At 45.5% G+C, this 12,870-nt stretch carries 17 protein-coding genes; 7 read left to right on the top strand and 10 right to left on the bottom strand.

Annotated elements, in window-relative coordinates:
• The first annotated feature begins 8 nt into the window (after positions 1 to 8).
• Both ACFORK_RS20155 and ACFORK_RS20150 read left to right on the top strand, forming a co-directional pair.
• Entirely contained in the window at positions 9 to 776 is a 768-nt protein-coding gene (locus ACFORK_RS20155) for an amino acid ABC transporter ATP-binding protein (RefSeq protein WP_379202273.1), read from the top strand.
• A gap of 21 nt (positions 777 to 797) precedes the next feature.
• On the top strand, positions 798 to 2,009 hold the full coding sequence (locus tag ACFORK_RS20150) for a M24 family metallopeptidase (protein ID WP_379202271.1): 1,212 nt from the start codon (positions 798 to 800) through the stop codon (positions 2,007 to 2,009).
• Positions 2,010 to 2,138: 129 nt separating this feature from the next.
• Here the strand turns inward: ACFORK_RS20150 and ACFORK_RS20145 are convergent, their stop codons facing one another.
• The 4 genes from ACFORK_RS20145 to ACFORK_RS20130 all read right to left on the bottom strand — a co-directional run bounded on the left by ACFORK_RS20145 (position 2,139) and on the right by ACFORK_RS20130 (position 4,301).
• Positions 2,139 to 2,948, bottom strand: coding sequence for a CPBP family intramembrane glutamic endopeptidase (locus ACFORK_RS20145; protein ID WP_379202269.1), 810 nt, complete (start codon positions 2,946 to 2,948; stop codon positions 2,139 to 2,141).
• Between the two features lie 106 nt (positions 2,949 to 3,054).
• Positions 3,055 to 3,162 carry a MerR family transcriptional regulator gene (locus tag ACFORK_RS20140; RefSeq protein WP_379202267.1) on the bottom strand — a complete coding sequence of 36 codons (108 nt, stop codon included), beginning with the start codon at positions 3,160 to 3,162 and terminating at the stop codon, positions 3,055 to 3,057.
• Positions 3,163 to 3,403: 241 nt separating this feature from the next.
• Positions 3,404 to 3,547, bottom strand: a complete 144-nt coding sequence (locus ACFORK_RS20135; protein WP_379202265.1) for a hypothetical protein — start codon at positions 3,545 to 3,547, stop codon at positions 3,404 to 3,406.
• Between the two features lie 124 nt (positions 3,548 to 3,671).
• Complete coding sequence (locus ACFORK_RS20130; protein WP_379202263.1) at positions 3,672 to 4,301, bottom strand: histidine phosphatase family protein; 630 nt, start codon at positions 4,299 to 4,301, stop codon at positions 3,672 to 3,674.
• A 223-nt stretch (positions 4,302 to 4,524) separates the two neighbouring features.
• Between ACFORK_RS20130 and ACFORK_RS20125 the strand changes: the two genes are divergently transcribed.
• The 3 genes from ACFORK_RS20125 (at position 4,525) to ACFORK_RS20115 (ending at position 6,887) form a co-directional block, all read left to right on the top strand.
• Positions 4,525 to 5,100 (top strand): TetR/AcrR family transcriptional regulator, encoded by a 576-nt coding sequence (locus ACFORK_RS20125; RefSeq protein WP_379202260.1) that lies wholly within the window; start codon positions 4,525 to 4,527, stop codon positions 5,098 to 5,100.
• Positions 5,101 to 5,137: 37 nt separating this feature from the next.
• Positions 5,138 to 5,998 (top strand): phosphotransferase family protein, encoded by an 861-nt coding sequence (locus ACFORK_RS20120; protein ID WP_379202258.1) that lies wholly within the window; start codon positions 5,138 to 5,140, stop codon positions 5,996 to 5,998.
• A 106-nt stretch (positions 5,999 to 6,104) separates the two neighbouring features.
• A complete protein-coding gene (locus ACFORK_RS20115) occupies positions 6,105 to 6,887 on the top strand; it encodes an aminoglycoside adenylyltransferase domain-containing protein (RefSeq protein ID WP_379202256.1) in 783 nt (260 codons plus the stop codon).
• A gap of 120 nt (positions 6,888 to 7,007) precedes the next feature.
• Here the strand turns inward: ACFORK_RS20115 and ACFORK_RS20110 are convergent, their stop codons facing one another.
• Entirely contained in the window at positions 7,008 to 7,694 is a 687-nt protein-coding gene (locus ACFORK_RS20110; protein WP_379202253.1) for a CD3324 family protein, read from the bottom strand.
• Between the two features lie 11 nt (positions 7,695 to 7,705).
• On the bottom strand, positions 7,706 to 8,416 hold the full coding sequence (locus tag ACFORK_RS20105; protein ID WP_379202251.1) for a hypothetical protein: 711 nt from the start codon (positions 8,414 to 8,416) through the stop codon (positions 7,706 to 7,708).
• A 135-nt stretch (positions 8,417 to 8,551) separates the two neighbouring features.
• Between ACFORK_RS20105 and ACFORK_RS20100 the strand changes: the two genes are divergently transcribed.
• Positions 8,552 to 8,812 carry a GyrI-like domain-containing protein gene (locus ACFORK_RS20100; protein ID WP_379202429.1) on the top strand — a complete coding sequence of 87 codons (261 nt, stop codon included), beginning with the start codon at positions 8,552 to 8,554 and terminating at the stop codon, positions 8,810 to 8,812.
• 173 nt (positions 8,813 to 8,985) lie between these two features.
• Positions 8,986 to 9,852 (top strand): RCC1 domain-containing protein, encoded by an 867-nt coding sequence (locus tag ACFORK_RS20095; RefSeq protein WP_379202249.1) that lies wholly within the window; start codon positions 8,986 to 8,988, stop codon positions 9,850 to 9,852.
• A gap of 105 nt (positions 9,853 to 9,957) precedes the next feature.
• Here ACFORK_RS20095 and ACFORK_RS20090 read toward each other — a convergent pair whose 3' ends face one another.
• The 4 genes from ACFORK_RS20090 to ACFORK_RS20075 form a co-directional block, all read right to left on the bottom strand.
• On the bottom strand, positions 9,958 to 10,785 hold the full coding sequence (locus ACFORK_RS20090) for an SDR family NAD(P)-dependent oxidoreductase (protein WP_379202247.1): 828 nt from the start codon (positions 10,783 to 10,785) through the stop codon (positions 9,958 to 9,960).
• Between the two features lie 71 nt (positions 10,786 to 10,856).
• Positions 10,857 to 11,444, bottom strand: a complete 588-nt coding sequence (locus ACFORK_RS20085) for a TetR family transcriptional regulator C-terminal domain-containing protein (protein ID WP_379202245.1) — start codon at positions 11,442 to 11,444, stop codon at positions 10,857 to 10,859.
• Between the two features lie 186 nt (positions 11,445 to 11,630).
• Positions 11,631 to 12,173, bottom strand: a complete 543-nt coding sequence (locus tag ACFORK_RS20080) for a GNAT family N-acetyltransferase (protein WP_379202242.1) — start codon at positions 12,171 to 12,173, stop codon at positions 11,631 to 11,633.
• 124 nt (positions 12,174 to 12,297) lie between these two features.
• Positions 12,298 to 12,783 carry a DinB family protein gene (locus ACFORK_RS20075; RefSeq protein WP_379202240.1) on the bottom strand — a complete coding sequence of 162 codons (486 nt, stop codon included), beginning with the start codon at positions 12,781 to 12,783 and terminating at the stop codon, positions 12,298 to 12,300.
• Positions 12,784 to 12,870 lie beyond the last annotated feature (87 nt).

Below are 12,870 nucleotides of genomic sequence, written 5' to 3'. Positions count from 1 at the left end.
TGATGTTCATGATCGAGGTCAAACAACTCGGCAAAAGCTTCGGCGATCTTGTCGTATTTCGCGATATTCATCTGCAAATCCATCCCCGTGAAATTGTCGTTCTGGTCGGCCCCAGCGGCTCCGGCAAAAGCACACTGTTACGCTGTCTGAACGGCCTGGAAGAACCGGACGCGGGATCGATTGTGATTGGAGATGCGTCATGGGACGTCTCGATGAATGCTAACAGCAAGAAAGCGGCAATTCGGAACATTCGCACTTCAACAGGTATGGTGTTCCAGTCGTTCAATCTGTTTCCCCACATGACGGTTCTGGAGAATGTCATTATGGCTCCTACGATTGTCAAAAAGATGAGCCGCAGCCAAGCCGTCGAAATCGGAGAGTCACTATTGTCCAAGGTCGGTCTGCTTAGCAAAAAGGATGAATATCCTTCCCGCCTGTCCGGCGGACAGCAGCAGCGGGTTGCAATTGCCCGTGCGCTCGCCATGCAGCCGGAGATCATGCTGTTCGACGAGCCAACGTCGGCGCTGGACCCGGAACTGACAGGTGAAGTGCTGGCCGTCATGAAACAGCTGGCTAAGGAAGGCATGACGATGATCGTCGTGACCCATGAGATGAAGTTCGCACGGGAAGTGGCGAACCGGGTGATTTTTATGAGTGATGGAGTTATTCAGGAAGAAAATACGCCGGAGCAATTTTTCAAACAGCCGAAGACTGATCGTGCGCGGAAATTCTTACGGCAAATCGAAGGCGTACCAGACATAGAGTATCAAGTTTGATTCAAAGGAGTGGACAATGGGATGCCCAGCAAAACAGAGCATTTGAAGAACGTCGCGGAACGAGCGCGGGCAATCATGGAGAAGGAGAATGTGGATGCGCTCGTGGCGTCAAGCTGTGAGAATTTCTACTACCTGTCCGGCCATCCCAGCACGTTCATGTATACGCTGCGTATGAGCGAAGTTGCGCTGGCCGTCATGTTCCGTGATCCGAACCGGCCTACGGTCATCATTATGAATGAATTCGAAGCCGCCGGTGTTCCGGCGGACCTGCCACAGTGCGAGCTTCGTACATACCCGACCTGGGTCGACGTGGACGATCCGCTTGGGTTACGTGGTGCCAAGTATGAAGGACGCCGGCCCGTGAACCATCAGGTGCAGGAGATGTTCGGACTATTGGGACAGGTGCTGGCCGAATATGGCATAGAAAGTGGTAGAGTTGCTGTAGAGCTAGGCGCCATGCGTTATCCTGCTGTTACTGCGTTGCGTGAAGCCATTCCCGGCCTTCAGCTGGCAGAAGCAGGACCGATTCTTACCGAGCTGCGGTCGATCAAGACAGCTTGGGAGATCGCGCAATTGCGCAAGAGCTGCGATTACGCGGAGATCGGCATCGCTGAGACGATCAAGGGCATTCGAGCTGGTCATTCGGCAAAAGAAATTGCTGATGCGTTCCGGCTCGCTTTGCTAACTCATGCGGACGGCTTCGAATCCCGTTTTCATATGATATCGGTTGGCGATCATTTTGCACCCGCGCATGTTTTTGATACCCGGCCGAGCAAGCCAGGCGACCTCATCAAATTCGATGTCGGTGTCGATGTAGCCGGCTATGGCTCGGATATTGCACGGACCTTTGTGCTTGGTTCTCCATCGGATACGGTCACGCGCATTTATGGCGCGCTGCGAGCCGGACACGACCGGCTGCTGGAGATCATCGAACCGGGCTTGCCGATGAAGAATGCTTTTGACGAAGTGATGCCGCTGATTCGTAAGTCCGGAATCCCGAATTACAATCGCGGCCACCTGGGGCACAGCGCAGGATTGAGCCTTGCTGCCGAGGAAGCACCCTTCCTCAGCCCATCGGAAGAAACCCTTTTTCGCCCTGGCATGGTCATTTGTCTGGAGACACCTTACTACGGCTACGGTATCGGTTCGATCATGATCGAGGATATGGTGCTGGTGACAGACAACGGCTGTGAGCGACTGAATAAGCTATCGCGTGATTTGATATCGCTGTAACTGGATTTACTGTAATGAACAAAAGGACAAAAGGACAAAAGGACAAAAGGACAAAAGACGCGTTTACGCGGTCTTTTGTCCTTTTCTGTTGCCTAAACATATACGAATCTCGTCGACCGCACGGATGAATCAACCGACTGGTCGTGACACACTTTGGGCGCTTTTACGTCGCTTTTCACGGCGAAGGATGGTGGCAACCGTGATAACCCCAGCAATCGCCAACAAAGGAGATGCCATACCAGCGAGCGGAAGCGACGATGTACCATGTCCCGCGAAGATGCTCACATCCCAGAGTCCGTGCACGAACATGGAGGCTATGAGCGATCCGGTCGACCGCCGGGAGAGGTAGAAGATCGAACCGAGGCCGCAAGCCATCAATACCTGGAACAATGCACCCGCCCCGAGGCCCAGGAATATGTCCGGCAGGTGGAAGACTGCGAACATCGCTGATGAGAGTAACCAGACCCCGGTTTCACCGAAGCGGCTGCGCAGTGCGACTATCAATTGACCTCGGTGGATAGTCTCCTCATTGAAACCAACCAGGATGCTGCCGACGAAGAGATATAGCCACATGAGGGGCGTAACACGGGTGAAATCAGCGATCAGCATGTTCACAATCGCGATGACCGCCATGATGATCGGGAGAGTCATCGTCCACCCTGAAAGACTCCGCCTTTCAACCAGGCTGGGGCGCCACCAACCGTAGATCGTGACTATTGTGAAGGCCAGCACGGCACCGCCGGCCATTGGTATTACGTACCAGAGAAGAAGGGTCTCCTCACTCTCACCTATTCGCCTGTAGTTGACGCCGTTGGACACGAAGAGCGCGTAGAAGACTGCGATGTAGAGGAAATATCCGAGAACACCCCATTTCACGCGGGGACGAACTCGAAGGCTGGGATTCGAATCTTGCAGCATGTCCCTATTATTTGACATCATAATCACTCCTACTATAAATAAATATTTTCTTTCATTAACTCAAGTCCGCGGAAGTCGATCCCCCGTGCGACATGTGTTTCTTTTGCTATGTCTACTCCGGTTCATTTTATTCACTTGGCTTAAGCAGGCCATTGCGATCGTGGAAGCGCAGCGTCCTTCCTGTCGTCGCGGTCAGCTTGGCGAATGAGCCAATTGAATATGTCTTTTTTATCATTCTCAGCCCCTTTCTAGCGCCAGTATATCCCTTGACGCAACGTCAAGGGCAAGCATTTCTTTGATCTTATTAATGAGGAAAAATCAGCAAAATCCTCCCCCGATTATCAAGCATTTTTTTAACTTCAATCAAAAAAAGAAAGCCATAGCTAAAACTCCCGTATTGAATGGATCTGCCAACACATTCAATGGAAAGTTCAGTATGACTTCAATAACCGATTCACTTGCCACAACCTTAGACTTTAATTGTAAGCATCGCCTTCTTTGGCATCAATTGTGGAGTAGAAATCGTCAGTGTTAGCAACACCTGCATTTACCCCGACTTTATTGGGCGCATGTGCATGGATGGTTAGCAGCAATTGTTTCAGCTCAATATAAAATTGCACTTAATTAGGAAATACTCTTAGCTGCAACCATTTTAAGGTACAAAAATGCCGTTATTTACTCTTTTGAAGGCAATAGAAGAATCTCTTCTCTCCTCAGAGATGGTTTTTAATACGAACTATCAAGTTAACTCTTCAACTCAGCTAAATGTGAGGTATCGTTAAAGATATGCAGTTCATGTTGCTGATAGCCATTGGTCTGTAAAAGAGAGATACTGCCGACCGAAGCCTTAAAGTGCGATTTTTCTAACATATCAATGTTAAACCCCATCCACCAAGCAATGATATAGCCTAATGTTCCGCCATGCGTCGCTATAATTAAATTTTTCTGTTCCGTATGAATGATCCGTTCCATACAATCACAGACGCGCAAATAAAATTCCTTCCATGTCTCCCCGCCCTGAAACTCCTGATAATCTATATGAAAGCCGCGTTCTCCCATAGGGTTCCTATTCGCCTTTGCCCATTCTTTTGTTTTTCCAATTGCAGCTCCAGTATTGATTTCCCGCAGGCCTGCCTCTTCGATCACATTTAGTTCTAGATGCTTTCCAATAATATCTGCCGTTTGCTTAGCCCGCATTAAATCTGAAGCGTACAGCACGTACTCTTCTTTAGCTAGTTCACTCTTTAATTTTAGGCCAACCCGCTCGGCCTGCTTCATCCCTAGATCAGTCAGAGGCGTATCAGTCCAACCGCCCGACATATTGTTGATGTGATGCTCTGACTGGCAATGTTGAATAATATAAATTTTTCTCATCTCTAGTCCCCTCCCCATGGGTTTGTTCAACATTTTTAACATATATTATTAAAATTTTCAATAGAACAACCTACGAAAAGTGAGTGGATCCAACATGTCTCGGGTACTCGTTTTGTTGTGAATGATTGTCGTAAACAACGACTTGACATTCCATTTATATACATATAACATACGTTATATAACGATAGTTATTTATGAATCAATCTACTGTGGAGATGATACAATGCCCCCAAAAGCAGAAATAACCAAAGAAAAAGTTTTAGAGGCAGCATTTGAAATGGTTCGAGAGCAAGGACTTGATGTTCTGACAGCCAGAAGTATTTCGCAAAAACTAAAGTGCTCGACCCAGCCTATTTACAGCGTGTATGGAAACATGGAAGAGTTAAAAGATGATGTCTTTAATCAAGTTGCAACTTTTGCACTGACCAGCATGAAACAATACGACAATAACAGCAACGCACCTGCTATGAATTTTGCGATCGGGTGCCTGCTCTTCGCTCAAAATGAGAAACATCTATTCAGAGTTCTGTTCCTTTCTGATTATGGTGGTGACTATTTCAAACGGAATAAAGATAGACTCCAAGAGGAGATGTATACCGCCTTTCTACAAATCGATAACCGCTTAAGTATGCTGGAAAAGAGTAAGATCGAGAAAATCTTTTATAAGCTTTCCTTGTATTGGCTTGGAATTGGAACGATGATCAACACCAATATGTCCGAGCTCGATATTCACGAGGCTACAGAAATGCTCGAAGAAATGTACACAACGTTAACAATAAAAGAAGGCTTACACAATTAACCCTCACTTATAAAAATCCTAAAAAGGAGCGCGCGGCATGATCAGTAAACTGGGCAAAAAAATAGGAGAAGGCGGATGTTCGGAAGTATTCGAATGGGACGGCGCAGGAAAGATTGTCAAACTGGCAAAGCCTAACACCAGTCTCGCTGCCTTGCAAGCAGAATTGCATCATTCCCGAATCGCCAGGGAATGCGGGTTGCCTGTTCCTCAGCCATATGAACTGGTACATATAGGAGGCCGATCCGGTATCGTGTTTGAAAGGATTTATGGAGAGTCAATCATGGAACGTTTTATCAACGGCATACTACAGCCCTCCAGCCCGCAGCAACCACTTACTGTATACGATGATTATAATGACGTTCTAGCTACAGCTCAGCTCTTGTATCAAATCCACACGCATTCCATGTCCAATATGCCGAGTCAAAGAGACAATCTCAAGTATGATATTCGCCGTGCTCATTATTTGTCCGAGACTGATAAAACAGCAGTAATCAACCAATTAAATCAGTTACCGTTAAAGCATCAGCTGTGTCATGGCGATCCAAACCCAAACAATATATTGTTCCGGAATAATGAAGCAGTGATTATTGATTGGAACAATGCTTCGATCGGAAATCCGGAAGCGGACTTGGCCGAATATATCATTATGATTGGATATGCGATATTGCCCGATCATCTCCCATCAGAAGCAAGTACCGCTCTAAACGCCACGCGAGAAAATATCATTACCATATTTATGGACGAATACGAGCGGCTCTCCGGCATCAGTTATGCGGATATCGAGCCTTGGATTATACCTGTAGCAGCACGCAAACTTTCCGCTGATGGAATATCGGAAAAGGAGAAAAATTTGCTCGTAAACGAGATTAAAAAAGGGCTCCGTTGCACCTCCTTATAGTGGGTTTTATTGTACCAACATTAATTATGTTTAATCTTTACCCGCTTCAACTTAAACTTATCTTCTACAATTGTACTAATGGTTAGAATGCGGGGAGGCTGTACAGGTGCAAGTGATTTTAGACAGAATACGAGCATTATTTGTAGAAGAGCTAGGTGACAACAATTTAGTTGGAGTCTATCTGCACGGTTCTTTGGCTATGGATTGTTTTAATCCTGCAAAGAGTGATATTGATGTATTGATTGTGGTAAAAGAAACATTATCCGTCTTAGCTACACAACAGATCTCACAAAGACTTCTGTTACTCCATGACGATATCGAGAATAGCATTGAATGCAGCATCATCCTGGAGAAATTTTTAACTGAGTTTGTGTATCCAACACCCTGTGAGTATCATTTCTCGGATTTTCATCGGGAGCAGTATCGGACTAACGAGCATTACTTGTGCGGAGGGTATGAGGATAAAGACTTAGCCTCTCAAATAGCCGTAGCCTACCACAGGGGTAGGGCTTTATATGGCAGTCCACTTGCAGAGTGTTATCCACCGATTGAAAGGCAATACTATCTTGCCTCCATCCTGTACGACATCGAATGTGCATCCGATGAGATTTTGGATAAACCAATGTATGTAACGTTAAATCTATGTAGAGTGCTTTACTTTATTAGAAAGGGTGCAATCTCCTCCAAAAAAGAAGGGGGAATTTGGGGAACTGAGAATTTGCCAAGTAAATACCATGACCTGGTTCAATGCTATTTAGAGGAGTATACAAGGGGAAGCGTAAATATAAATATAGCTCCAGCCCGGCTTTCGGAATTTGCCGAATATATGCTGCTTGAAATACAGCAGGAACTCACGGGTGAGAGAAAATACAAATGCCCCCGAGTTTGAAATGACGTACGATCGTGGAAACAACATGTATGAAATGGAAATTTGGATTCCAGTCGTTAAGAGACCTGTTTCTTAGAAAAAAAAGAGCAACACGAGTGTCCCACTTCGTGTCGCTCTTTTTTATTTACAAAATATCAATACCGTCCCATAGTGCTTCATAAATCGTTTATAATCAGCATTCCCGCTTAACACAATGATGGCAGGATGAGCATTTACTTTGCGCTGCTTTAATATCGCCAACAACTCGTTTGATGTAAGGCAATAAAATTTACCGGCTTCATACCGAATTAGCAAAGGGGGGTGAGCGGCTATATCATCGATGGTTTGGTCCTCTCCCCCACGCACTGATCCTTCCTCCTGAATAAGCCGCAGCGGAAACTTCACAACACCGTAATACAAACGCTCTTCCTTCATGATATCATCCAGACTTAGAGCTACTTTTTGGGTGAGCAGCAGATAACAGTGAATCCATTCTTCCAGCATCCCGACATTCGTATATTGTACTGCTGATTCCAATGTGGGAGCGTATGTGATATGCCCATCATTTTTCTTAGAATAGATGATTTTCTTGATAGAATCCAAGGATAAAAAGTATTCATCCGCAAGCTCAGACACTGTCACTCCATGACCATACTTATTGCGAATCATGCGATTGCGCTTCTGCAAGGTCCCCCGGTAACCTGACGTTTCGCCCCATGCTCTTTTTTCCTCTCCGGAGGGAATATATAGCAGCTTGCCTGCCGCATATTTCTGCAATTCTTTGAGTAGTTCCGCTGGCAGGATATCACCGGCATTCTCATATTTCATCTCATCACCATCTATATAGATATAGCATCCATTCGGTCTTTCAATTCACTGATCGACTTCACAATTGAGCTGCAGGATCCCGTGTCATCAATAGATGCATGCCAGCGCAAGACATCGATTCCTTTATAATACGCCATACACAGGAATCTTTCCTTGTAATTCGGGATAACGATTCCTCTTTTCTTACTATACTCGGCCAACAATTCTGGAATTCTTAAGTATGGCTTATTCAAATCCATAATGGCAAAATCCAAAAGGAAATCGCAAATGCCGGAGTAGCTCCAGTCAGGAAATCCCACCGTGGTCTGCCCATCTGTAATCATATTTTCAAAAAACGTATTATTATTGACCAAAAACCGCTGGCCTTCACAATAAGAAATCCGCTTCTCCATTTCTTTGAAGTACTTGTCAAAAAATTCTCGTTCTAACACAGTCGTTTCGAACAACTCTTTCCAATTCAGCCAATACCCCTCACGGTCATCTGCAAAGTTATCGATCAGGAAATCTCTGCAGGTTCCGTAGGCCACTTTGCATTCCTCGTCGAATTCCCCATAGCCCTCTACGCTTGAAATATCGGATGAGCTAATATCGAAAATCTTGTCAAAAAACAACTCATAATGTTCTGCGAACTGCTCCGGACTTAATTGATCGGCAATGAACCCGGCTGGTGTCATGCTTACTTTTTCCGAAAGTATCGACTTAATAATATTATCTTTACTCATCTTATAATTTCCCCTCTCGTACTCTATTTATTAGGCCATCAGCTGCGCATCTGATAATGAAATCATAGCATTGGAAATGCCTGGGATATAGGTCGTGAACATCTTAAATAAACTTTACATACACGCCAGAAATACATTAGTGCTACATATTTTGCTTGTTATGAAGTGCCTGAAGGTAATGATATTCCAGAAGACATGGTGAGCTTTAAACTTCCTGGTCATACTTATGCAAAGGTTACTTGTACCAATAAAACAATCCAAGATGGGTACGGTTATGTATTTGATTGGATGCAAAAGAGTGGGCATAAGCAGCTAAGCGAAGCTTGTTCTATTGAGATTTTTTATATCGAAGAAACAGATGAGGAGAAGGTCGAGCTTTTAATACCTGTCGAATAACAAATGCATTCGATACCTCAATATTTCGCCTGTTACGAAGGCGGTTTTCTTTTTACATGTTAGCGATGTTCCGTTACAATTGGCTCAGCCGAATGGAACAATAGCCATTGTCTCATGGGGTGAATTCCCTCGCCAGATGATCGCGCATGCGAAAAGGAAATGGAGTGAAATGGATGAACGTTGTAATTGCGGCGGGTCGCCGTCATTCCGTTGGACTTAGGTCGGACGGTACGGCGATTGCTGTCGGTGATAATAAATATGGTCAATGCAATGTGAGCGGCTGGCGCGATATTGTGGCGGTTGCGGCGGGTAATGTCCATATGGCGACGAACACGGGTAATGCTCATACAATCGGTCTTATTGCACACGGCACAGTGGTTGCTGTGGGTTGGAATAAGCATGACCAATGCAATGTAAGTGACTGGCACGATATTGTAGCGGTTGCAGCAGGTTGGCGTCGTTCCGTCGGACTTAAATCGGATGGCACGGTGGTCGCTGTAGGTCGAAATCATGAAGGTCAATGCAATGTTAGTGGCTGGTATGATATTGTTGCGGTTGCAGCGGGTGACTGGCATACTGTCGGGCTTAAATCAGACGGTACGGTGACAGCTGTCGGTAATAATCGGTATGACCAATGCAATGTAAGCGGATGGCATGACATAGTGGCGACAGCTGCGGGTTACCTTCATACCCTCGGGCTTAAATCGGACGGCACGGTGGCTGCTGTGGGATTGAACAAGCATGGCCAATGCAATGTAAGCGACTGGCATGGTATTGTGGCGATAGCGGCGGGTAGTTATCATACCATTGGGCTTAAATCAGACGGTACGGTGTCGGCTGTCGGTGCTAATCAATATGGCCAATGTGATGTAAGCAGTTGGTGCGATATTGTGGCGATTGCGGCAGGTTGCGCTCATACCCTTGGGCTTAAATCAGACGGCACGATGGTTGCTGTGGGTGATAATGAATTTGGCCAATGCGATGTAAGCGGTTGGCGTGGCATCCGCACCCATTCTTGTAACTCTACAAGCAAGCCATAGGCAGCTACATGCGTGTGGTTCACCCCATAAGGTACTATGTCCAAAAGCCACATCGGGATTTCTTCCGGCGCGGCTTTTCGTCATTTTTTCCAACATACGCTTAGATTAATGGATTGTGTGTATGTTTGCTTTACGAGCTTCATTACAGAAGAAACGAATGAGCTTGCGGTGAATGCCCGGAAAAAGAATAAAGAAAATATCGCTCATCCGCCGAAAAGGCATTGGACAGATTAAAGGCTCATTTCGTTCAAGTCCTCTTAAAGCGATACGTGCAAATTGCTCGGGACTCATCATTTTTCTTTTCTTCATTTGCTCATTCATTTTCACTTTGTCGATGTTGATTCCTTCAGCCGTTGAAAAAATGGACGTATTTACGAATGTTGGACATAATGTGCTTACCTTTACACCGAACGTTTCCGCCTCATAGTGGAGAGATGTCGTCAAGCCTACGATAGCATGCTTGGTTGTCGCATAAGCCGCAGCCGTTGGCGAAGGTCCTAGTCCTGCCACAGAGGCGGTATTGGCGATGTGATCGAAGCCTTGCTTTTTCATTAGGGAATACGCTGCTTGAGTGCCATGGATCACGCTCCAGAGATTAACGTTTACGATTCTCTCCCAATGCTCTCGTGACATATCGTACAGTTCCCCATACATTGCGATCCCCGCATTATTAAACATATAATCCAGTCTCCCATGTTCCCCATATACACTGTGCACCATCGCCTCAATCTGATTGGCATCCGTAACATCCAATTTTAAAAATTGTGCATGACCACCCTCTTGTTCAATCCCACTAACCACCTGTTTACCGCCCTGCTCATCAATATCAGCAATGACGACGAATACATGGTTACTCGCTAATTGATTAGCAATCGCCTTCCCAATACCCGAAGCACCACCCGTTACAATCGCTACTTGGTTCAAAGCGTTCACGACCATCACACTCCTAATGAATGTAGTTAAAAACATTAGTACAATCGTTCTATTCTTAACAGAGAGAATTCTTATGATTTCAGAATCCCCTTTAGAAAGATGGTGACGCTTTGTTGAAACATCCCCCGCAACATGTCATAGTCCATCGTATAGATATGCTGGCATAATGCGCCTAACCAATTCCCGAACAGAAATGTTGCAGTCTGTACATCCTCGATAACAAATTCATTGCTTTCGACTCCATATTGGAAAATAGCCTCGTACGCGCGCATAGGTGTTGATACCAGATCGTATAGTTGCTTGGCCATTTCCGGCGATGAAGCCGGATTCCCCATTAATTCCTGATGGACCTTGAGCAGCGGGGTTTTGTAATTATCTAGCACAAAGATGGCTACTGCATACAATTTTTCTGTTGCCGTCGGATAGTTTGGCGAGAGAGCGTCCCATTTGTCACCCCACACCCGCATAGCATCTTGAGCTATAGTAATGAACAGCTTTTCCTTATTCTCAAAATGGTAATATACATGCCCTTTGCTAAAACCCGATTCCTTGGAAATATCCGAAATTGATGTTCCTGCAAAGCCCTTTTGCGAAAAAAGTTGCGCCGCTTTCTCCGCAATGATCTTCCTTGTCTGATCACTATCATAATGCCGCTTCATTGTTCTCATCCCTTTTGAACGATCGTTCTATTGATAGCATAACGGATTGACGGCTCATTTACAAGAAGTGGAAGAGAGATTTATTCACTCCTTTGGATGATAGAATTAAATCCCCGTTCATACCCACAAAAAAGAGGAACAAATGGCTACCATTAAATCGGCAGCCACTCTGTTCCCTTAACCTTTTTAGCTTTCGAATTCGCCCTTCGTTAAGCCAAAGACATATTCATCGAAGTGTTGTCCTTTGGAATAAATCATATTCCGTAGTCTGCCCTCTTGTACGAATCCAAGACGCTCCTGGAGGGCAATCGAACCTTCGTTAAAAGCATAGACATGTGCGGTCACTTTCTGATAACGTAACTCCTCGAAATAATAGCGTAACAGGATCGTAACTGCTTCAGAAGCATAACCCTTACGCCAGTGTTCTCGAAAAACGGCTACACCATACTTAAAAGTCCCATGCCGCGTATCACAGCCATGCGTATTAATACTGCCTACAAGATTGCCGTCGAGCGTTTCAATCGCTAGCATGATGCTATCACCCTCTGGCCCTTTTGACGCTTGATGCTCAGCCCAACTCTTCGTACCTTCTTCTGATCTTGGAAAATAGATCATATCGCAAAGTCTGGCACTTTCAGAATCGAAATCATTATTGTGGAACTTGTCCCAGTCGGTAGGTACAATCGCTCGTAATCTAACTTTATCGCCAGTCCAAATGTTGCTAATCATATAAACCCTCCTAAAGTAAATTGAAAATCTCCCGTTCCTCGCAAAAAGAGGTGGAGATCTTGCACGAGGATCTATATTTCTGATTATGAACTACATTGTTCTCACTCCTTTCGTGTAACGGGCCTTAAAAAGGTGTTGCCGCCAGCAGCGTCTTGTACATTTTAACAGCAGTCAAATGCTGGCCTTCATGGTATAGATTGAGGCTGAGGAATTCCTCTACTGATCCTAGCTTCATTCCGCCCGACGTAGTATACGGCGGCACGATAGGTTCTTCAAGGCGATCTGCCAAACTACGCTGAATGCGCTGCGGCTGCTCCCGCAGAAGGATCTTCAGTTCTTCGAGACTCGGAAGCACTAGAGAAGCAGGAGCGGTAAGCGGCGATGTGCCGTTCTCGAACAGCTCTGGAAATCCTTCAGGTAAATGCAGTGGTAGCCCGATACTTTTGAAAGCAAAGCGCTCGTTCAAAGTGTATACATGTCCCAAATGCCAGTGAATGTGATTGCGGAACCCCTGCGGAATACGTAACGCCGTTTTCTCGTCCAGTCCTTCCACGCTCTTTAATAGTTGTGCTCGTATATAAGCTGATTGGCTGAATAAGTAATGTTCCATTGATCTTACCCCTTAGCAATATTGATCTCTATTTATTCCATGAACGTGCTAGAAAATCCTTTTATACCAATCGGACGAAGGTTCAAT

Source organism: Paenibacillus sp. GCM10012306 (assembly GCF_042649265.1).
Lineage (GTDB): Bacteria > Bacillota > Bacilli > Paenibacillales > Paenibacillaceae > Paenibacillus_AQ.
The sequence above is the reverse complement of the archived record's forward strand: the minus strand, read 5'-3'. Positions and strand labels throughout refer to the sequence as shown.

Coding starts and splice junctions, on each gene's coding strand:
- ACFORK_RS20095 (WP_379202249.1), top strand. CDS start 8,986: ATGAACGTTGTAATTGCGGCGGGTCGCCGTCATTCCGTTGGACTTAGG.
- ACFORK_RS20105 (WP_379202251.1), bottom strand. CDS start 8,416: ATGAGTAAAGATAATATTATTAAGTCGATACTTTCGGAAAAAGTAAGC.
- ACFORK_RS20145 (WP_379202269.1), bottom strand. CDS start 2,948: ATGATGTCAAATAATAGGGACATGCTGCAAGATTCGAATCCCAGCCTT.
- ACFORK_RS20110 (WP_379202253.1), bottom strand. CDS start 7,694: ATGAAATATGAGAATGCCGGTGATATCCTGCCAGCGGAACTACTCAAA.
- ACFORK_RS20130 (WP_379202263.1), bottom strand. CDS start 4,301: ATGAGAAAAATTTATATTATTCAACATTGCCAGTCAGAGCATCACATC.
- ACFORK_RS20125 (WP_379202260.1), top strand. CDS start 4,525: ATGCCCCCAAAAGCAGAAATAACCAAAGAAAAAGTTTTAGAGGCAGCA.
- ACFORK_RS20140 (WP_379202267.1), bottom strand. CDS start 3,162: ATGATAAAAAAGACATATTCAATTGGCTCATTCGCCAAGCTGACCGCG.
- ACFORK_RS20155 (WP_379202273.1), top strand. CDS start 9: ATGATCGAGGTCAAACAACTCGGCAAAAGCTTCGGCGATCTTGTCGTA.
- ACFORK_RS20120 (WP_379202258.1), top strand. CDS start 5,138: ATGATCAGTAAACTGGGCAAAAAAATAGGAGAAGGCGGATGTTCGGAA.
- ACFORK_RS20085 (WP_379202245.1), bottom strand. CDS start 11,444: ATGAAGCGGCATTATGATAGTGATCAGACAAGGAAGATCATTGCGGAG.
- ACFORK_RS20150 (WP_379202271.1), top strand. CDS start 798: ATGCCCAGCAAAACAGAGCATTTGAAGAACGTCGCGGAACGAGCGCGG.
- ACFORK_RS20080 (WP_379202242.1), bottom strand. CDS start 12,173: ATGATTAGCAACATTTGGACTGGCGATAAAGTTAGATTACGAGCGATT.
- ACFORK_RS20075 (WP_379202240.1), bottom strand. CDS start 12,783: ATGGAACATTACTTATTCAGCCAATCAGCTTATATACGAGCACAACTA.